This is a genomic window from Saccharibacillus sp. CPCC 101409, from assembly GCF_030518235.1.
Lineage (GTDB): Bacteria > Bacillota > Bacilli > Paenibacillales > Paenibacillaceae > Saccharibacillus.
The window spans coordinates 101298-121394 of the sequence record NZ_JAULSA010000008.1; the positions used below are offsets into that span (position 1 = coordinate 101298).

Annotated in this window: 18 protein-coding genes; 12 read left to right on the forward strand and 6 right to left on the reverse strand. The window is 61.3% G+C overall.

What is annotated here, in order from left to right:
• Positions 1-41 precede the first annotated feature (41 nt).
• Together QWJ34_RS17420 and QWJ34_RS17425 are read left to right on the forward strand one after the other, a co-directional pair.
• A complete protein-coding gene (locus QWJ34_RS17420; RefSeq protein WP_302729776.1) occupies positions 42-1070 on the forward strand; it encodes an NAD-dependent epimerase/dehydratase family protein in 1029 nt (342 codons plus the stop codon).
• A 206-nt stretch (positions 1071-1276) separates the two neighbouring features.
• Positions 1277-2125 (forward strand): VanW family protein, encoded by an 849-nt coding sequence (locus QWJ34_RS17425; RefSeq protein WP_302729778.1) that lies wholly within the window; start codon positions 1277-1279, stop codon positions 2123-2125.
• A gap of 31 nt (positions 2126-2156) precedes the next feature.
• Here the strand turns inward: QWJ34_RS17425 and QWJ34_RS17430 are convergent, their stop codons facing one another.
• Positions 2157-2918, reverse strand: coding sequence for a hypothetical protein (locus QWJ34_RS17430; RefSeq protein ID WP_302729780.1), 762 nt, complete (start codon positions 2916-2918; stop codon positions 2157-2159).
• A 215-nt stretch (positions 2919-3133) separates the two neighbouring features.
• Between QWJ34_RS17430 and QWJ34_RS17435 the strand changes: the two genes are divergently transcribed.
• Positions 3134-3463, forward strand: coding sequence for an iron-sulfur cluster biosynthesis family protein (locus QWJ34_RS17435; RefSeq protein ID WP_302729782.1), 330 nt, complete (start codon positions 3134-3136; stop codon positions 3461-3463).
• Positions 3464-3580: 117 nt separating this feature from the next.
• On the opposite strand, the gene QWJ34_RS17440 is transcribed toward QWJ34_RS17435, so the two are convergent.
• A complete protein-coding gene (locus QWJ34_RS17440; protein ID WP_302729784.1) occupies positions 3581-4477 on the reverse strand; it encodes a hypothetical protein in 897 nt (298 codons plus the stop codon).
• Positions 4478-4672: 195 nt separating this feature from the next.
• Between QWJ34_RS17440 and QWJ34_RS17445 the strand changes: the two genes are divergently transcribed.
• From QWJ34_RS17445 to QWJ34_RS17465, 4 genes are all read left to right on the forward strand, one after another.
• A complete protein-coding gene (locus QWJ34_RS17445) occupies positions 4673-5440 on the forward strand; it encodes a 5-oxoprolinase subunit PxpA (protein WP_302729955.1) in 768 nt (255 codons plus the stop codon).
• Positions 5441-5966: 526 nt separating this feature from the next.
• Positions 5967-8087 carry a 5-oxoprolinase subunit PxpB gene (gene pxpB, locus QWJ34_RS27120; RefSeq protein ID WP_368046784.1) on the forward strand — a complete coding sequence of 707 codons (2121 nt, stop codon included), beginning with the start codon at positions 5967-5969 and terminating at the stop codon, positions 8085-8087.
• Between the two features lie 318 nt (positions 8088-8405).
• The gene (locus QWJ34_RS17460) at positions 8406-10157 is read left to right on the forward strand and encodes a right-handed parallel beta-helix repeat-containing protein (RefSeq protein WP_302729786.1); all 1752 of its coding nucleotides are present in this window, start codon (positions 8406-8408) and stop codon (positions 10155-10157) included.
• 270 nt (positions 10158-10427) lie between these two features.
• Positions 10428-11219 carry a methyl-accepting chemotaxis protein gene (locus QWJ34_RS17465; protein WP_302729958.1) on the forward strand — a complete coding sequence of 264 codons (792 nt, stop codon included), beginning with the start codon at positions 10428-10430 and terminating at the stop codon, positions 11217-11219.
• A 138-nt stretch (positions 11220-11357) separates the two neighbouring features.
• Here QWJ34_RS17465 and QWJ34_RS17470 read toward each other — a convergent pair whose 3' ends face one another.
• Positions 11358-11930, reverse strand: a complete 573-nt coding sequence (locus QWJ34_RS17470) for a 5' nucleotidase, NT5C type (protein ID WP_302729787.1) — start codon at positions 11928-11930, stop codon at positions 11358-11360.
• 241 nt (positions 11931-12171) lie between these two features.
• Here QWJ34_RS17470 and QWJ34_RS17475 point away from each other — a divergent pair, with 241 nt between their 5' ends.
• Both QWJ34_RS17475 and QWJ34_RS17480 read left to right on the forward strand, forming a co-directional pair.
• Positions 12172-12960, forward strand: a complete 789-nt coding sequence (locus QWJ34_RS17475; RefSeq protein ID WP_302729788.1) for a thermonuclease family protein — start codon at positions 12172-12174, stop codon at positions 12958-12960.
• A 369-nt stretch (positions 12961-13329) separates the two neighbouring features.
• Positions 13330-14367 (forward strand): SDR family oxidoreductase, encoded by a 1038-nt coding sequence (locus tag QWJ34_RS17480; protein WP_302729960.1) that lies wholly within the window; start codon positions 13330-13332, stop codon positions 14365-14367.
• On the opposite strand, the gene QWJ34_RS17485 is transcribed toward QWJ34_RS17480, so the two are convergent.
• Together QWJ34_RS17485 and QWJ34_RS17490 are read right to left on the reverse strand one after the other, a co-directional pair.
• Positions 14354-14749, reverse strand: a complete 396-nt coding sequence (locus QWJ34_RS17485; protein ID WP_302729789.1) for a winged helix-turn-helix transcriptional regulator — start codon at positions 14747-14749, stop codon at positions 14354-14356. The two genes, QWJ34_RS17480 and QWJ34_RS17485, sit on opposite strands and share 14 nt — an antisense overlap.
• A gap of 111 nt (positions 14750-14860) precedes the next feature.
• On the reverse strand, positions 14861-15196 hold the full coding sequence (locus QWJ34_RS17490; RefSeq protein WP_302729790.1) for a winged helix-turn-helix transcriptional regulator: 336 nt from the start codon (positions 15194-15196) through the stop codon (positions 14861-14863).
• A gap of 286 nt (positions 15197-15482) precedes the next feature.
• On the opposite strand from QWJ34_RS17490, the gene QWJ34_RS17495 reads away from it, so the two are divergent.
• The 3 genes from QWJ34_RS17495 (at position 15483) to ribD (ending at position 18759) form a co-directional block, all read left to right on the forward strand.
• On the forward strand, positions 15483-16607 hold the full coding sequence (locus QWJ34_RS17495) for an FAD-dependent monooxygenase (protein WP_302729791.1): 1125 nt from the start codon (positions 15483-15485) through the stop codon (positions 16605-16607).
• A 226-nt stretch (positions 16608-16833) separates the two neighbouring features.
• Entirely contained in the window at positions 16834-17619 is a 786-nt protein-coding gene (locus tag QWJ34_RS17500; RefSeq protein ID WP_483314284.1) for a GTP cyclohydrolase II, read from the forward strand.
• Between the two features lie 6 nt (positions 17620-17625).
• A complete protein-coding gene (gene ribD / locus QWJ34_RS17505) occupies positions 17626-18759 on the forward strand; it encodes a bifunctional diaminohydroxyphosphoribosylaminopyrimidine deaminase/5-amino-6-(5-phosphoribosylamino)uracil reductase RibD (RefSeq protein ID WP_302729792.1) in 1134 nt (377 codons plus the stop codon).
• A gap of 302 nt (positions 18760-19061) precedes the next feature.
• On the opposite strand, the gene QWJ34_RS17510 is transcribed toward ribD, so the two are convergent.
• Complete coding sequence (locus QWJ34_RS17510) at positions 19062-19994, reverse strand: cation diffusion facilitator family transporter (RefSeq protein WP_302729962.1); 933 nt, start codon at positions 19992-19994, stop codon at positions 19062-19064.
• Positions 19995-20097 lie beyond the last annotated feature (103 nt).

Consider the following 20097-nt stretch of genomic DNA (forward strand, 5'->3'; position numbering starts at 1 on the left):
AATTAATGACTGACTGGACAATCATTTAAGGAGGAAGAAAAATGACACAAACGGTTTTGGTAACAGGCGGCACGGGCTTTGTAGGCATGCAAATTATTCTTCAGCTGCTGCAAAAAGGCTACAACGTGAAGACTACTCTTCGCTCCGTAAGCAGCCAGGCGAAAGTTACGGAGACGCTGAAATTGAGCGGCATCGCTTCGTTTGACAGGCTTGCTTTTGTCGAAGCGGATTTGTCGAAGGACGATAATTGGCACGAAGCCGTCAAAGGCTGCGATTACGTATTAAGCGTAGCCTCCCCTGTTTTTCTTACAAGTCCAAAAGACGAAAAAGAAGCGATACGGCCCGCGGTGGAAGGCATTGTCCGGGTGCTCAAGGCTGCTCGCGACTCAAAGGTAAAACGCGTGGTTATGACTTCCAATTTCGGGGCGGTTGGATTTAGCAATACCGACAAGAATTCCGTGACGACGGAAGCCGATTGGACCGACCCCGATCAACCGGGTTTGTCGGTGTACGAGAAATCGAAAGTGCTGGCGGAACGCGCCGCCTGGGACTTTATTAAGCGGGAAGGCGCCGGTTTGGAGTTTGCCACGATAAATCCCGTCGCCATCCTGGGATCTGCGCTAAGCGCTCACGTCTCGGGCAGCTTCGGACTGCTCAATCATTTGCTGGACGGCTCGATGAAGGCGGTTCCCCGGATTCCGTTGAACGTTGTAGACGTTCGGGATGTGGCGGATCTGCATATTCGGGCCATGGAGAATCCCAAAGCAAACGGTCAGCGCTTTATTGCGTCGGCGGACGGTCAGATCTCTTTCCCCGAAATTGCAGCCGTATTAAGAAGACGCTATCCGGATATTGCGAACAAAGTATCTTCCCGAACAGTGCCTGATTTCGTTATCAATGCGGCGGCTTTATTTAACAAGGAAGCCAAAGAAGCGGCTTTGTTGTTAAGAATGAATCGCAATGTGAGCAATGACAAAGCCAAGAAAGTGCTGGGCTGGAAGCCGATTGCGAGCAGCGAAGAAGTGATCGCCGCTTCGGTCGACAGTATGATTAAATTCGGAATCGTGTAACGGTACGATCGAAACCGCGCGCCGCCCCCATCACGGGAAGCGGCGGCGCGGTTTTTTGTATGTTTCTCGTAATCGGGCGGAATCCATCCATGTAACTTAACCGGGCGGGAACGCGTTAATAGAGAAAACGAATCGCGACAGCGGCGGCGCAGGATTGCAATGCAGTTTGCACATACCGGCGGGCCGCGGGAAAGGCGGAACAGATCATGGGACAAAAAGCAAAATCGCTCAGCGCGCTCAAGCCGGTCCGGCGTTCGAAGCTGCGTCTGGCGGCGGGGCGCGCCTACTATACCGGCCGGCGCTACGCGGACTGGGTGCTGGGCGGCAAGAAGTACGCGTCGCAGCGCCGCAATCAATCGCTGGCGCATCGCGTGTTCGAGCACCGCACCATCCTGATGCGGCGTCTGCGCGACGTGGATATGCAGCTTCAGGTCAACAAAGTCACGAATCTGCGCATCGCGGCGGGGCGGCTGGACGGGATCGTGATCCGGCCGGGCGAGACCTTTTCCTATTGGAAAACGATCGGACGGCCGACGCGCGGCAAAGGGTATGTGGACGGCATGGTACTGTATTACGGAGGGTTCAAATCGGGTACCGGAGGCGGGCTGTGCCAGATGTCCAACCTGATCTACTGGATGACGCTGCACACGCCGCTCGAAGTAACGGAACGCCATCGGCACAGCTACGACGTGTTTCCGGACTCCAACCGGACCCAGCCGTTCGGCAGCGGGGCGACGTGCTCGTACAACTATCTCGATCTGCAAATCCATAATCCGACCGGGCACGATTACCAGCTTCGCGTCTGCCTGACGGACGAGCATCTGGTCGGCGAATGGCGCTGCGACGCGCCTCCTATCCATACCTACGAGATTTACGAGGAAGACCACCGGATGACGCAGGAATACTGGGGCGGCTACGTCCGGCACAACGCGATTCGCCGCCGCATGCTCGCGCCCGGAGGAGAGGTGGTGGACGACCGGGAGATTACGCAGAACCACGCGCTGATGATGTATACGCCTTTTTTGCGGGAAGGAACGGCAGAAAGCGAGGGATAAAAAATGGCGTACACGCCCTAAGCTCTTTTCTTTATTCTTCGGGATTATTTATTCGATTTGCGGTACTGCGCGTTCTTTTTTTCTTGAAAAAGAATAAGGCGACAATCGCAGCGCCCGCTATAATCGCTCCGCTCGCCAGGAGAAGTCCTGTACTCGAAACGCTTCCGGTCCCGACAGCGGCGTGCGCGTCGGAATAAGTACGGTCGTAAGGTTCGGCGATCCGCCGGACGGATGCATACAGCTCGGCCGCCGGGTAAGACCGATTTGTATTTACATCGAAGAACAGGTCGCCGTTATCGCTCCGGATCAAGAAGCCGCGTATCGGAATAATCGCGCTGGGGTCGTGCACATACTGCAGCCTGGCTCCGGGCGGAGCCTGACCGACCGCCGATTGAAGCTTGGCCGGAAGATCGGACGACGAGCCGACGCGTGAGATCGACCAGCCGTCCGCGTTCTTCTCGGCCGAGACCGTTCCGACGACCGCTTTGTTCAGCCTCAGCGGGAATTCGTAACCGATGCGGGTCAACGAATCGTTCGCGGCATCCAGCCCGTAAACGGCGACTCCGTCGTCCAGCTCCGCTTCTTCAAAGCTGCCGTCCGTCTTGTAGGATGATTTGTCGGCGTTCAGCGAATCGGCATAATCCCGCCGCAGCTCGGTTTCGATCTGCTTTTTGACGGACGCGTCCGCGTATTCGAACGAGGAATCGGCCTGTACGGAAGCGCCGGGACCGACCGGCATGAGCAGAACGGCCAGGAGACAAATCGCGATTCGGCAAACGGTTCTTTTTTTCATTCTGAAGCTTCCCGCCTTTCGGAATGGAGAGCCGGCCGGCGAACGGCGCGCAGCCCATTATAACGAATAAACGCGCGAGATACCGGATTCATTGCGCGCGCCGGAACCTTTCCCGCTTGAAAATTTGGCGGGGCGCGTGCGCGCGCACACTCGGCTTCCCGCCCCAAAACGGGTAAAATAAAAAGAAGGCAGTCGATTACAGGAGGGATCAGCCCATGCGCATTCAAATGGACGATTATACGGAAAGCAGAATCAAAGAAAAGCTGGGCGAGCGTCCGGGCAGTCTGAGGCTCGTTTACGATACGATCAACTGCGGCTGCAACGGCGTGGTGACGCTTCAGATCGCCGACAAGCCGTGGGATACGGACGTGCCGGTCGAGTCGGATACGTTCGAAGTCTGGACCGACCGCCAGCAGGAGCAGCAGTTCGATCCGGTGATGAAGCTTGAAGCGGAGCGCGATTACCCGTCTTTCAAGCTGTCCAGCGACGGCGCGGTGTTCAGCCGGAATCTGAGGATCGCGGATGTGCGGCAGCCGGGAGAATAGCAGTATGCAGAACCGGAAAACAGATCGAAGCTCGCCCGGCAGGGACGCGCGGCGATCTGTTTTTTTGTAAATCGGATGGTGGAGCGGAGTTTGCGGAGGCGTCGGTATCCGGCTGTATTAAAGATTGGAAATCCGGACTATTGCTCCGACAACCAGAAGAATAATCGCGGCGATCGACACGTACAAAGCCGCAGTCTTGGCAAAGCTGCGCGGCGTACGTCCGGCAATACTGCCCGTGCTGCCGTTCATAACGTACGAAAACGGCTTTCCCCGATAATCGAGTTCGATCTCGTAAATCGGCACAAGAACGCGCCGGAACCGCGGGCCGCGGTATTCGGTGTCGATCTTCAGGTTGTCTACGGAATCGCCGCCGATTCGACGGGTCACCGAGCGTCTGAGTCTTTGTTCGATCACGCTTTTGCCGACTTTCCACCCCTGTGCAAAAGTAAAAGAAGGCGCGGCGAATATGCAGCCTGCCGCGTATGCGGGCGAAAAAGCGACCGGGTCGGACGACGCGCAGCCGTCGATTTGGTCCAGCAGTCCGCGGTCGAAATACGCGGAAGCCGGCACTCTGACATCGCCAAACATTTCTTCGTGCTCGCCGGAAACCGGCATGTAGTCGGTTCTCCACGACGTCTCGGTTCGCGTATGCGTATTGCCGTTCGAATCGGTCTCGGTGTAGTGGGTGTCGGTGCTGACATTAATGCCTTTTTGTGCCCTGTAAGACGAGCGGGTACCGGCCGAGAACGACCAGTACGGCATATAGACGGCGGCCGGCGTGGAACGCAGCCCCGCCCGCTTGAAAGAACCGGGGGCCAAACGCTGCTTTTTTCGCCAGCTGCGGAAAGCTTCCTCCGCCTGAGCGGGGGAAAGAACGAACGGAAACAGCGCTTCGCTCCACGCGGCCCGGTCGGCGGAGATGTCGGGCGTATCCTGCGGACGATCCGAATCGAAACGAATTTCTGCTGGAGGAGGAAAGGGATTGCGCGAAGCGGGCGAACTCATCGACATCATCCTTTTTCTCCAGTATACCTCCTGATTTTCATGAAGTTCTATGTTTTTTCGGCGGGTTTGTCGGCTGCGCGTATGCCGGTTATAATGACGGTATTTCAAGACCGGCGCGGCGGGCCGCAGACAGGCCGGAAACCGCGCGCGGGAAATAGGAGAATAAAGATGACGCACAGCGAACAAGAAACGCGGCGCGAGCCGATGCGGACCCTCGACCTGAACTGCGATCTCGGCGAAAGCTTCGGCGCGTATACGCTCGGGCTGGACGCCGAGATTCTGCCGATCGTTTCGTCGGCCAATATCGCCTGCGGGTTCCACGCGGGCGATCCGTCCGTGATGCGGCGGACGGTGCGGCTGGCGCTGGAAGCGGGCGCGTCGATCGGCGCGCATCCGGGGCTTCCGGACCTGGCCGGCTTCGGCCGGCGCAATATGAGCGTCTCGGCGGAGGACGTCTACGCCATGACGGTCTACCAGATCGGCGCGCTGGAAGCGTTCGTGCGCGCCGAAGGCGGGGTCATGCGGCATGTGAAGCCGCACGGGGCGCTGTACAACATGGCCGCCGCCCGGTCCGATCTGGCGGAGGCGATTGCCGAAGCCGTGTACCGGGTAAACCCGGCCCTGACGCTGTTCGGCCTGGCGAACAGCGAGTTGACCGCCGCCGCCGGACGGCTCGGGCTGCGCGCGGCGCATGAGGCTTTTGCCGACCGCGGCTACCGCGCGGACGGCTCGCTGGTGCCGCGAGACCGGCCCGGCGCGCTGATCGAAGACGCCGGCGAAGCGGCGGCGCGCGTCGTGCGCATGGCGCTCGAAGGGCGCGTGACCACGCCCGAAGGCGAAGACGTGCCGCTGCGCGCCGACACGATCTGCCTGCACGGCGACGGCGCGCACGCGCTGGAATTCGCGCGCCGGATTCGCGGCGCGTGCGAAGCGGCGGGCATTGCGATTGTCGCGGCGGGGCAGTCGGAGTAAGACGGGATCGAGCGGAGCCGAGTCCGGCGTACCGTGTCAAACACACTGACCTAAAATATGCGCATGTCGTTCATATTCGCGTCGGAAAATGAAGAGGGCGGCAGAATATTGACTTCTAGAACACATTTTTCCGCATGGGGATCATCTCGTATTCTTAAAAGAGGGAATCGTCGTCAAAGGGTTCAGGAGGCAAGCCGCTTTGCTTTCATCCGCAAACGGGGAGTTGGCCGCTTAATCCGCATCGTTCAAAGCAAATGTTGCGTATGAGCATCATTTTAGGCATAAAAGCTCTCAAATCGATCGAATGTTGCAGGCGCACATCATTTTTCGCCATTTTCGGGCTTTAGCAGACAAAAATAGCGAAAATAATGCTTGTTTGCAACATTATCGGCTATAAGGTCCTTTTTTCGTTGAAAATGATGCATTTGTGCAATATTCATTTTGCGTTCAGGCCCGGAAGGCCGGATTCGTTCCGGATCTATTTTGCAAGTGCATGTTCTCGACAAAGCGAAAGGAGGGGTAGGCGGTGGATCGTTCTTATCATAGCCCCGGCGCTGGCCAAAATTCTTCGGGGGCAGCTGCCGCGGGCTTCTTCGGTGCCGACGGAGCAAGCGGCAGCGTGCGGATCGAGCCGCTCGGGGAAACGGCGATGCGGGTCGAATTCGGCGCTTCGATCGACCCGGAAACGCGGCGGAAGGTCGCCGGTTTCACGGCGAAGTTGGAACAAAGCCCGATTCCCGGCATGATCGAATGCGTGCCGGCGTTCGCCGGCGTGACGGTGTTCTACGATCCGCTGCGCCTGCGCGAAGCGGCTTTCGGCAGGAAAGCGGACTGGCGCGATTATGCTTCGTCCGCTCCCGCTTCCGCCGGGTATGCGGGGGAGCTGCTGCGCCGGTTGGCCGGGGAGGTGGAGGCGGCGCAGGAAACCCCGGCTCGCCTGGTCGAGATTCCGGTCTGCTACGGCGGAGAATTCGGGCCGGATCTGGAGTTCGTCGCGGCCTATAACGGCCTGACGACGCAGCAGGTCGCGGACCTTCATTCGAAGCGGGAATACCCGGTTTATATGATCGGATTCGCGCCGGGCTTTCCGTATCTGGGCGGACTGGACGCGCGGATTGCCGCGCCCCGGCTGGATACGCCGCGTATGGTCGTGCCGGAAGGGGCGGTCGGAATCGCGGGCGAACAGACCGGCGTGTATCCGGTCTCCACGCCGGGCGGCTGGCGGATTATCGGGCGGACTCCGCTGGCGCTGTTCCGGCCGGATGCGGCCCCGCCGAGCCTGCTGCGGGCCGGCGATCGGGTAAAGTTCCGTCCGGTAACGGCGGAAGAATACGCCCGGCTGGCGGCGGAGCGGCCCGAGGACGGAGCGGCCGACGCGGCTGGCGCGATTGACGCAGGCGATACGGTCCCGCCGGATGAGGCGGCGGAAGGTAAAATAGCGGGCGGCGGCGCAGGCGATACGGTCGATGCCGGTAGGGCGGAAAGTTTCGCAGGCGCGAAGGAAGACGTGAAAGACGCGGAAGACGCGGAATTTCCGGGCTGCTCCGCTTCGGCGGAAACTTCCGCCGTTACCGTCCTGAGTCCGGGTCTGCTCAGTACGCTTCAGGACACGGGCCGGCCGGGCTTTCAGGCTTACGGCGTGACGCCCGGAGGCGCGATGGACGCCTATGCGCTGCGCGCCGCCAATCTGTTGGCGGGCAATGCGGACGGCGAAGCCGCGATCGAGGTGACGCTGTCCGGCCTCGCGCTGCGCTTCGAGCGCGAAGCGCTGATCGCGATCGCCGGCGGCGACCTGACGCCGACCATCGGCGGCGAGCCGGTGCCGCTGTGGCGGCCCGTCCGCGTCGCGGCGGGCGCCGTGCTGGAGTTCGGCACGGCGCAAGCGGGCTGCCGCGCCTATCTGGCGCTGGCGGGAGGCTTCCGCGCGCCCCGGGTCCTGGGCGGCCGCGGCACCGATCTTCGCGCCGGCTTCGGCGGGCGCGAAGGCCGTGCGCTGCGCGCCGGCGACGTCCTGCATACGCGGACGCCGGGCGCAGCCCCGCGGCGGCAGCCGCGCCTGCCGGGCGGACCTGCGCCCGGCGCTTCCTTCGCCGCGGCCGGCTGGTACGCGGCGCACGGCTATGTGACCGGCCGCCCGGACTGGGCGGGCGGCTTCGAGCCCCGGCCCGGCGCCCGGGTCTACGCCGGCTTGAAAGCCTCGCCGGCGGAACGCGGCCCGGCTGTGGTCCGCTTTACGCGCGGCAGCCATTTCGGCCTGTTCGACGCGGGCAGCCGATCCGCGCTGCTGAGCGAAGCTTTTCGCGTCACGCCGCAGTCCGACCGGATGGGCTGCCGGCTGTCCGGGCCTTCGCTCACGCTGAGCGAGCCGTTGGAAATGATCTCCGAAGCGGTCGCTCCCGGCACCGTGCAGGTGCCGCCCGGCGGCGGCCCGATCGTGCTGACGGCCGACCGGCAGACGACGGGAGGCTATCCGCGGATCGCGCAGATCGCGTCCGCCGACCTGCGCGTCATCGCCCAGCTGCGGCCCGGGCGGGAACTGCGGTTTGCCGAAATTTCATCCGCCGAAGCCGAGTTTCTGTATATCGAACAGGAAAGGGAGCTGGCGCGGCTGGCCGTCGGCAGCCGGATCAGGGCGGGTTCGGGATAAAGAATTTGCTGTCCGAGCGTCTGAGCGGAAATACCGCCAATGGAGAAATTCGCCGGCGGCTTTTTTGATGCTTTCCGGTATATCGGGGGATATTCCGATATAGTAAAAGAAATACCCGAGGTTTACGGCGGTACGGTCCAAGCTGTCGGACTCGAATCGAAGCTTCATTGCTTTTTCGGAAGCCTGGATGTGGCATTGGAGAAGGCTTCACGCCGAAAATCATTTTTTCGAAGCGCTCGTGTCTGTCCGGCTCAGCCGAATGCCGATGCGACTTGGTTGCAATTGAATCATAGAGAATATATGCGAGGTGGAATCGCTTTGTCCAATATCCTGAAAGTTATCCTTAGCGGAGCCTGCTCCGCACTGGCCGCCGCTTCGCTCTCCGCCTGCGCCGCGCCGCAGGCGTCGTCCGCTCCTCCGGCGCAGCTCGCCGGAGCGGCGCAATCCGCCGCCGCGCCGTCGCCGGGCTCGGCCGCCCAATCCGCGGCGCCGCTCGAAACCGCCGCCGAATTCGCCCCGCTCGCCGCGGCCGCTTCCGCCGCCGGCGCAGCCGCTTCGCCCGCCGGCTCCGCGGGCACGTCCTCGCCCGCCGCCGCGCGGGCGGACGCGAAGCCCTATTACTACGTCGCGCCCGGCGGCAGCGACAAGACCGGCACGGGCGCCAAAGACCGCCCGTGGCAGACCCTCCAGCGCGCGGCGAACGAGGCCGCCAAGACCGGCGGCACGGTCTACGCGCGCAAAGGCGTGTACCGCCAGCAGCTCAAGCTGGCGGACCTCAAACCGGCCGGCTCGGCGCCGCGCCTGACCGTCGCGAGTTATCCGTCGGAGACGGCGGTGCTCGACGGAACGGGCCTGCCCGTGGACGGCTCGGAGGGCCTGATCGAGCTGGACAACGTCAGCCGCGTGACGATTCGCGGCTTCGAACTGCGCGGCTACAAGACCGCCGCGCGCGATGCCGTGCCGATCGGCATCTACGTGCGCGGGGCGGGCGACGATATCCGCCTGTTGGATAACAAAGTCCACGCCGTCGCCAATACGGCGGCCCCGGCGGGCCAAGGCCTGACCGGGCGCGACGCGCACGGCATCGCCGTGTACGGCACCGAAGCGCAGGCTTCGATCCGGAATCTGACGATCGCCGGCAACGAAGTCTATAACCTGACGCTCGGCACAAGCGAAGCGGTCGTGCTCAACGGCAACGTCGAGAAGTTTACGGTCGAGAACAACTACGTCCACGACAACGACAATATCGGGATCGACGCGATCGGCTTCGAAGGCACGTCGCCGAACCCGCAGACCGACCAGGCGCGCGGCGGAATCATCCGCGGCAACCTGGTAACCGGCAGCACCTCGGATCGCAATCCGTCTTACGGACGCAGGATTCCCAACGGCAGCCACTCGGCCGGCGGCATCTATATCGACGGCGGACGCGACATCGTCGTCGAACGCAACCGCAGCCTGCGCAACGATATCGGCGTCGAGATCGCGTCCGAGCACGCCGGGCGCTCGACCTCGAATATTACCGTACGCAGCAATCTGCTGGCGAGAAACGCGCTGACGGGTCTCGCGATGGGCGGCTACGACGAAGAGCGCGGATCGACGACGAACAGCGTCGTCACCGGCAACACGATCGCCTACAACGATACGCTGGAGTGGGGAACCGGCCAGCTGTATATCCAGTTCGATACGCGCGGCAACGAGATTCGCAACAACATTTTCGCCGCTTCCGGCACGAACGAGCTGATCGTCAACGAGTACGCGCAGAATACGAACAACCGGGTCGATTACAATCTGTACTTCACGCGGGATGCGGCCGAAGCCGTCTGGATGTGGAAAAACAAGACCTACACCGGCTTCGCCGATTACCGCAAAGGAACGGGCAGCGACGCGCACTCCGTGTTCGCCGCCCCGATGTTCCAAAACGCCGCCAAAGACGATTACCGGCTCAAAGCGGACTCGCCGGCGCAGGGCAAAGGGATCGCCGACGCCGTGCTGAGCGCTTCGCCGGATTTGGCCGGAAACAAACGCGGCGCAAGCCATGCGGGCCGGCCGAGCCTGGGCGCCTACGAATAAAGCTCCGGCGGCCGCTTCTTTATAACAGGCGGCCGCCGTTTTTTGTTGTCCGCTTGCGGCGGACATTCCGCTTCGAACCGTTCGTCCGGAGCGTGCCGCCCGACCGCTTTCGCGCGGTTCGCCGGGGATTCGCGCCCGAACTACTCATTCCTTTCCCAAAACTGCCGATATAGGAACAAAAGCAGTTTCTATTTTTTGAGACAAGTCACCGGGTTCGCAGAAAGGAATGAAACTTACATCATGGTTAACGGAATCGACTCTTTGGAGACAGTGGCATCGGTTATTCCTTTGCTCAAAACGGCGCTTCCGACAGATGTCTCGATCGCGCTGTGCGACCTGGAACAATTCACGGCTTATTGGCCGGGCAAGCATATCGATTTGAACATCAAAGCGGGGCAGCGGCTGCAAAGCGGCGAACCGCTGACGCAGGCGATGCAAAGCAACCAGCCGCTGAAAGCGGAGGTGCCGGCGGAGTATTACGGCTTCGCGTTTACGGGCACGGCGACGCCGGTCACGGACCGGAGCGGCCGGGTGATCGGCGGCGTGGCGGTGCAGGTGCGCCGGCACAGCGAGCTGATCGATATCGCCGACCGGATCTCCGAGTCGCTCTCGAACGCCAATGCGCGAATCGCGCAGATTGCGGAAGGTTCGAGCGGCCTGGCCGGCGTGTCGCAGGAGCTGCTCGGGCTGTCCCGGCAGGCCGAAGAAAACGCGGGCGGCGCGGACGACGTGGTGCGCATGATCAAGGAAGTGGCGGACCAGACGCATCTGCTCGGCATCAACGCGGCGATCGAAGCGGCGCATGCCGGCGAGAAAGGCGCGGGCTTCGGCATCGTCGCGTCCGAGATCCGCAAGCTGTCCGGACAGACGGTCGATTCGACCAAAAGTATCCGCAGCACGCTCGATACGTTCAAGCACCTGACGTCGCAGATGAGCGGCTCGATCGAGCGCATCGCCGGCACCGGCCGGCAGCAGGCGGCGTCCACCGAGCATATTTCCGCGATGATCGAAGAAATCCGCGAAATGGCGCTGAAGCTGAACGAGTTCGCCAAGCAGCTTTAAACGCGATCGTTTTTTACTCAAAAAAATTCCCGGATACGAAGACGTTCGAGCGTCTTTCGTTTCCGGGAATTTTTGTGTGGATCGGACTTCCGGTAAAGCCGAAGCCCTGCCTTTACGCGCCGCTTCCGAAGCGGTCGGTCAGCCTTTGGCCGGAAAGCCGGGTCCCGACAGCACCCGGTTGACCAGCTCGCCCATGCCGTCCCAGGAGTCCTTCATCAGGAACTCGCTCTGGATGGTCCGGTTCCACGGGCGCGGGATGCCGATCGTGCGTTTGCCGGCTTCGCGCGCGGCGAGCAGATTGTGCGGCCCGTCGTCGATCAGCAGATCGAATTCGAGCAGGTATTTGCGTTTGCCGACGAAAAAGTTATCGAACGGGATAAACGGCATATGCCGCTGCAGCCAGTTCCATTTCTCCGGCACCGCCGACGGGCGCGCCGCCGTGACGATAATCACGTCGTGTTCTTCGTGGATGCGGCGGACTTCCTCGATCGTATGCTCGTCGAAAATTTCCAGTTCTTCGTATAAGTTCGGGCGCCCGAAGAAAATTTCCTCGCTGCACTCCGGATGCCAGATCCCGCTCAGGTCGAAGCTGACCACCTGGTCGATCGACAGCTGCAAATCGGGATAAGCGGCGTTATGGTAGTGGATGGCTTTCGGCACCAGATGACAGATCGTGTCGTCCATGTCGATCGCGACGATTTTTTTGCTCATAATATTCCTTTCCCGGCTTGAACAAGCGTTGTTGATTTTCTTGAACGTACAGATACCTGCATTGTAGCGAAATTGACGCGCGATAGCAAAGAATCCGGGCTTTTTGTCCCTTTTACAGATGAAGACGTAAACCTCTGATTAAGAGTTGACAAGGTACGGAAAAAACGGGTATGAACGATAGAGCGCAAACAGCGGGATCTGCCGCGGGCGATTATAAAAAGAAGAACCGGAGGACATCATCATGACGAAAACAAACGGACCGCAATCTTCGCGCGAACATTCATCCGGACCGGGCGGAAGCGGCGGCAAAGGCGGAGGACCCAAGCGCAGCTGGATTTCGATTCTGGCGACGGCCGCCGTGCTGGCGCTGCTGCTGTTTACCGGTACCGGACGCAGCCTGCTGGGCAATCTGCTGGATAACGGCGGCGCTTCGCAAACCGGGGAAGGGAGCCGGAGTGCGCAGACGCAGACCGGGGGAAGCGAGGAGAAAGACCGGGCGGACGCGGTTCAAGAAAGTTCGGGCACGGATAAAGCCGCGGGCGAAGCCGAAGAAACCGGAGCTTCCGGCGAACCGTCCGGCGAAACCCGCGTGTCGGCCGAGGTCGAGCGCACCGTCGACGGCGATACGTTTATCGCGGATTTGGACGGCGGCGGCCGCGAGCGGATACGCATGCTGCTGATCGATACGCCGGAAACCAAGAAAGAAGGCACGCCTGTGCAGCCGTTCGGCCCGGAAGCGAGCGAATATACGAAAAAACTGCTGACCGGCCGCGAGGTGCAACTGGAATTCGACGAGGAAGAACGCGACCAGTACGGCCGGATGCTGGCTTACGTCTACCTGGACGGCGAATCGGTCAACGAAACGCTGCTGGAGCAGGGGTTGGCGCGCGTCGTCGTCTACCGGCCGAACGACCGGTACGAAGACGAATTCCGCAAGATCGAGAACGCGGCCAAAAGCAAAAAGCTCGGGGTATGGAGCATCTCGGGCTACGCGGACAAGCGCGGGTTTCATCCGGAAGCGGTGAAGTGAGCGTCAAGGACGCGGCGGGACGGGACAGTTCCGCGGCGGAAGACTGCGTTCGAACGGGGTGCGATCATAGCGGGGAAATAATGGACAGCCGCGCCGCGCGGCTGTCCATTTGTGACTTTGAAGTGCTTATATGACTTCGAAGTGCGTACTGTTCATGCCGCCTTCGCATCGGCACAATGAAGACGAACCGGGCAGCGTCCCGGCCAAAAGTCCAAAGCGAAGGAGCTGGCATTACGCATGAATTCCTCTGCCAATCTGTACACAAACACAAACACAAATTCGAATCCGGATGCGCTTCGCGATCCGGCCGTCGGTCCGAATCGGGGCGAGCACGGCTCGTCCGCAGCGGAAACAGAACGCAAAACCGCGATGGTGATCGGCGCGAACGGCGTGATCGGCCGAAATCTGGTCGATCATCTGGCCGGACTGCCGGATTGGGACGTGATCGGGGTATCGCGCCGGGGCGGAGAGTCGTCGGAGCGCGTCCGCTATGTCCCGGCGGATCTGCTGGATGCCGCGGCCGCTCGGCGCGCGCTGGGCGGCCTGAGCGAAGTTACGCATATTTTCTACGCCGCTTACCAGGATCGCCCGACCTGGGCCGAACTGGTGGAGCCCAATCTGAACATGCTCGTCAACACGGTCGACGTGGTCGAACCGGCCGCGCGCAATCTGCGCCATATCAGCCTGATGCAGGGCTACAAAGTCTACGGCGCGCATCTCGGTCCGTTCAAGACCCCGGCCAAGGAAAGCGATGCCAACCATATGCCGCCGGAATTCAATATCGACCAGCAGCAGTTTCTGGAGCGCCGCGCGCAGAGCGGAGGCTGGACCTGGTCGGCGCTGCGCCCGTCCGTCGTCTGCGGCTTCGCGCTCGGCAATCCGATGAATCTGGCGATGGTGATCGCCGTTTACGCCTCGATCTCGAAGGAACTGGGCATCCCGCTGCGCTTTCCCGGCAAACCGGGCGCTTACCACAGCCTGCTGGAGATGACGGACGCGGGCCTGCTTGCGCGGGCGACCGTCTGGGCGGCGACGGAGGAGCGCTGCGCCAACCAGGCGTTCAATATCGCGAACGGCGATTTGTTCCGCTGGAGCGAACTGTGGCCGAAGATCGCCGCTTATTTCGGGCTCGAAGCTGCCCCGCCGCTGCCGATGCCGCTGAGCGAAGCGATGCGGGATAAAGAACCGCTGTGGGACGGCATGGTGCGCAGGCACGGCCTTGAGCCGAACCGCTACGCCGACGTTTCGTCCTGGACCTTCGGCGATTTCGTGTTCGGCTGGGACTACGACTTTTTTGCCGACGGAAGCAAAGCGCGGCGGCTGGGCTTCCATGAATTTGTCGATACGGAGAGGATGTTCTTCGACATCTTCGACGATTTCCGCCGGCGCGGGATTATTCCGAAATAACGTCCGCCGCGTTGTCGGCGAGCAGCGAGCCGGGCGAAACGATCGCCGCGCGGTCGCCGTAAGCGCGCTCGACGTGAAGTTCTCCCCAGCGGCACATCGCGTGCAGGATTTCTTTGAGGCTTTGGCCGTAATCGGTCAGCTCGTATTCGACCCTGGGCGGCACGGTGGGATGGGAAATGCGGCGGATCACGCCGTCGCGTTCCAGTTCCTTGAGCTGCTGGGTCAGCACTTTTTGCGTAACGGCGGCGGGCAGCAGCTTCATCAGCTCGCCGTTTCTTTTTTTGCCGAACGTCAGCACGAACAGGATTACCGGCTTCCACTTGCCCCCGATGACTTCGATCGTCGCTTCGACGGCGGTGTTGTAGGTTTTGACGGGTTCCAAAGTCGCACGCCTCCTCGGTGGTCCGGGCACAGCCCGATATACGCTAACTATACAAAAAAACGGCCTGCGCTTCCATAAGCGCGGGCCGTTTCGACTGCCGTTTAAAAAAGATCAAACCTGCTCCTGCTCCACCTTGATCCACCGCGTCGCCCAGCCCTGGATATCGTCCATAACCGGCGCGAGGTCGCGGCCCATGTCGGTCAGCGAATACTCGATCCGCACCGGCTTCTCGGGATAAACGCTGCGCAGAACGATGCCTTCTTCTTCGAGTTCCTTGAGACGCTCGGACAGGACTTTGCCGCTCAGATTGGTCAGCGAACTCTCGATGTCCACGAACCGGCGCGGTCCGTCGAGCAGACGATAAATAATCAGGGTCGTCCAGCGCTTGCTCAGCACTTCAATCGCTTTCTCGAATCTCGGGCACAGTTGGCTCGGCTCTGCCGCCAATGAAATCACTCTCCAGTTTGTATTGGTGTGTACCGCGACGTTCCGTTATTGACGGTTCGTCGGGCTGCTTTCTATAAAAAGCCCGCCGCTGCGGGCCTGAAAAAGACGCGTTTGCTTCGGTGGGTCTGTTTCTATTATACTTATAGTGATTAAAATTAACAAGCTTACAAAACGTAATAATTAAAACTTGACGAATAGATATTAATTAAATATACTCGGTTACATAAAGTAATAGTGTGAGTCGAGCGGAAGCAGCAGGCACGGCCCGAACATCGGAGGAATGGTTATGGAGCGACAAACGGAAATTTGTATCGCGGGCGGCGGGCCCGCCGGCACGCTGCTGGCGTGTCTGCTCGCCCGGCGCGGAGCGAACGTGATATTGATCGAGAAGCAGCCGGTGCCCGGACCTTCGTTTCGCGGAGAGATCCTGAACGGGGACGGCGAAGGCGTGCTGCGCAAACACGGTTTGCTGGAAAGAATCGCGCCCGAAGCGGTGCTGCCGCTGGTGCGGCTCGAATACTGGGAGAACCGCCGCGTCGTCAAAACGATCCTGCCGGACAAAGAAGGCGGCAATGTGGGCGTCCATATCCCGCAGGCCGATCTGCTGCGGGCGCTGCTGGACGAAGCCGGCGGATACCCGAACTTCACGTATCTGCCGGGCACCACGGTGCGCGGACTGCTGAAGGACGAAGCCGGCCGCTGCGCGGGCGTGCGGGTCCAGCGGGCGGACGGAAGCAAAGAAGAAATTCGCAGCGCCTTGGTCGTGGGCGCGGACGGCCGTTATTCGTCGGTCCGCCGGCATGCCGGTATTCCGGCCAGTACGCAAGGACACGGTTACGATCTGCTGTGGGCACGCATTCCCGCTCCCGAAGGCTGGGAACCGGTGATGTGCTCCACGATCCAAAGCGGGCAGCAGCTGCATTTGTTTACACAGGCGCGCGGCTTTGTGCAGATCGGATGGAACATCGCGGAGGACTCGTACGGCGAGCTGCGCAAGCGCCCGTTCGAGGAACTGACGCGAACGCTGATCGAAGCGTTTCCGAAGCTTGCGCCGAGCGTGCGGGAGCATATCCGCTCGTGGAAAGACTTCGTGCTGCTTGATATTTTCAGCAGCCGTTCCGAGTCCTGGGCGCAGCCGGGGCTTGTGCTGATCGGAGACGCGGCGCATACGATGACGCCGACCGGCGCGTTTGGGCTCAACGAAGCGCTGCGGGATGCGGACGTCCTGTACGAGGAGCTGTTGGAGTGCCTGGAGCGGCGCCAGCGCACCGAACTTCCGCTGGAACGGCTGGAGCAGCGCAGGCGCGCCGACGTGGAACGGCGCCAGCGGGAACAATTTTACATGGAATCGGAATATGCTCAAAATTTTTACAATAAAACGGACGATAATATACACAGCGGCGATAAGTAACTTTTACGGCGCGACGAAGCGGGCAAGGTGATCCGAATCCGTTTCCCGCGCGAATCTGTAAGATAGAAACCCGCGCGCAAGCAGGCGCGGCGGTTGAACGAAGCGGCGGAACCGGCGCGAGCGCCGCATGAAGCGCGAAAATCGCGGAAAGCATCCGGCTTTCCCCAACGCCCGCACAAGCGCTTATCCGACTTACCCAATCTGAAATTAAGGATGTGTCATCACGATGAATAACAGCGCGGCTTTTATGTTGAAAGACCGAATCCATAACGTAGCTTCCCCGCTCAATCCGCAAAGCGGTTATGTGCTGGTCGGCCCGATCAAGCTGCCGGTCAACCTGGACGGCGAAACGATCGAATTCCGCTGGTACAGCTGGATGCCGGAACCGGAAGGCGGCAAAAATATGTCGGCCGAAGCGCTGATCCGCAGCCTGCCGACGATGAACCTGGCCGAAGGCCAGCAGTCGAGCGTGCTCGTATACGGCGATTTCGAACAGTCGAACGACGCTCTGATCCGTATGCACAGCATTTGCCATACGGGCGATATCTTCGGCAGCAAGCGCTGCGACTGCGGCTACCAGCTGCACCAGTCGATGAAAATGATAGTGGAGCACGGCTCGGGCGCGCTGTTCTATCTGGCCAACCACGAAGGGCGCGGCATCGGCCTGTTCAGCAAAGCGATGGCCTACATCCTGCAGGAGCAGGGCATGGATACGGTCGAAGCGAACCTGGCGCTGGGCTTCGAAGACGATACCCGCAGTTACGACGGCGCGATCGGCGTGCTCAAATTCCTGCGCCAGGCTCCGGTTACGCTGATTACGAACAATCCGCGCAAGCTCGAAGCGCTCAAAGCCGCCGGTTTGAACGTATCGGGACGCACGCCGCTGTGGGGCGACGTGTCGGAGTTCAACGAGAAATACCTGCGCACCAAAGTAAACCGCTCCGGCCACTTTGCGACGCAGATTCCGATTGAAGGCGTGAAGGGACTGCCCGCCGCCGAAGGAGGAGACTGACGAAGCATGAGCGAAGTTAACGCTAACGCAGGAAACGGACCGCTCGGCGATCTCGCCGTGCATGAACGCTATATGCGCCTTGCGCTGGAGAACGCGCGCGCGGCGCAGGGACAGACCGCGCCGAATCCGCTGGTCGGCTCGGTTATCGTAGGCGACGGCCGGCTGGTCGGCATCGGCGCGCACCTGAAGCCGGGCGAGCCGCACGCCGAGATCCATGCGCTGCGCATGGCGGGCGAGCATGCGCGCGGCGCGACGATCTACGTCACGCTGGAGCCGTGCTCGCATCACGGCCGCACCGGCCCGTGCGCCGAAGCGATCGTGCAGGCGGGGCTTGCACGCGTCGTCGTGGCCGCGCCGGACCCGAACCCGCTGGTTGCGGGACGCGGGATCAAGATTCTGCGCGACGCCGGCATCGAAGTGATCGAAGGCGTGCTGCGCGAGGAATCCGAGCAGCTGAACGAAGTGTTCAACCGCTATATCGTCAGCAAGCGGCCGTTTGTCACGGTGAAGTCCGCCGTTACGCTGGACGGCAAAATCGCGACGCGCACGGCCAGCAGCCGCTGGATCACGTCGGAGCAGGCGCGCGAAGACGTGCATCGTCTGCGCCACGAGAGCGGCGCGATCCTGGTCGGCGTGCAGACGATTCTGCACGACGATTCGCAGCTGACGACCCGGCTGCCAAGCGGCCGCAATCCGCTGCGCGTCGTGCTGGACAGCACGCTGCGCATCCCGGAGACGGCGCGGGTGATCACGGACGGCGAAGCGCCGACGTGGATCTTTACCGGTTCGAACGCCGACGCCGCCAAGCGCGAGCGGCTTGAAGCCGCGGGCGTGCGCGTATTCGAAACGCGGAGCGAGCGGGTGAATCTGGAGCAGGTGCTCGATACGCTCGGCGCCAGCGAGATCTCGTCGCTGCTCGTCGAAGGCGGCGGGCAGGTCAACGCTTCGTTCGTGGAGCAGGGGCTGGCGGACAAGCTGGTGCTGTACGTCGCGCCCAAGCTGGTCGGCGGCAAAGAAGCGCCGACGTTCCTCCAGGGGCTCGGCATCGCCGATATGGACGACGCCGTGGACCTGACCGGCCTGCGCGTTCGGCAGCTGGGACCGGATTTGAAGCTGGAAGCTTACTTTCCAAAAAGCTGAGTGTGGGCGGCGGCCGGAATAGCCCGGATAAACTGCGGAAATCCATCTTATTTTGCGAACAGACCTTTTTAAATCTTCATCGCATGCAAAAATCCACTTCAATTCGGCTCGTCGCGGCATTATCGCCGTTACGAGTCCGATTAGAGTGGATTTTTGCATTTCGCCGCCGAATTTGTCCGCGATCGGCGCTTATAAAGTGGATTTTTGCATTTTACGGCCTTCCCGATCCGGTTTTTCCCGGCCCGGCTTTACTCTATTCGGCCTTGATCTACTCGGCCTTGCTCTATCCAACATCCAGCCATTCAATTCTTCTCGATCTCCGCTTCCCTCCGCTGCCAGCTCGACTGCCCGTCGTCCTCGATGATCGAGATCGCCGCGTCGGCGATATCCGGGTCGGTCGTAAGCTGCTTCTGGATGCGGTCTTTGATATCGTCCGCTTCGCCCAGCGTCAGCCCGGTACGCAGCTCGACCACCGCGTCCACATGATAGTAGCGGCCTTCCTGAATGATGCGCATACTCTGGATATCGCGCACGTCGGCGTCGGCGAGAATGGCGGCGGACACTTTGTCTTCGACGTCCTGCGGCGCGGATACGCCGATCAGGCCGATCATATTGTCGTAGCCGACGCGGAACGCGACCGCGATCATCAGGCAGCCGATCAGCGTCGTGACGAGGCCGTCGATCAGCGCAAAGTTCGTCAGCGCGATCACGACGACGGCGATCAGCGCCAGCAGCGCGCCGAGCACGGCGACGATGTCTTCATAGAAGACGAGCCGGGTCGGCGGCGCGGCGCGTCCCACGTTCTTGAACGCGGCCGGCAGCAGCGCGAAGCCTCTGGCTTTCGGCGCGCGGGCTTCGTGCAGAATTTCTTTCATCGCTTTGATCAGGATGCTGCCGTCGACGATAATATTCAGCAGCAGCACGCCGATATTGATCCACAGGCCGCCCGACGCTTCGGCCGGATGTCGCAGCAGGTGGATGCCTTCGTGGATCGTTTCGTAGGCCATGATCGTGACCACGATAACCGCGATCATACAGAAAATGTTGATGACGCGTCCGAAGCCTACCGGGAACCGGCGGCTCGGGCGCCGTTCCGACAGCACGCTGCCGACGAATACGAAGCCCTGATTCACGGCGTCGGCCAGCGAGTGCATCGCCGAAGCGAACATGGCGCCGCTGCCGGTGAAGAACGCGGCCGCGCCTTTGGCGGCGGCGAGCACGGCGTTGCCGCCCATCGCGACGGCGGACGAGGTATTGCCTTTCTTGATCAGCGAGCCCAGCGTTTCGGGCGGCTGCTCCCGATCGGGAGACGGCCTTGTTCCAGGCGGATTTGCTTCG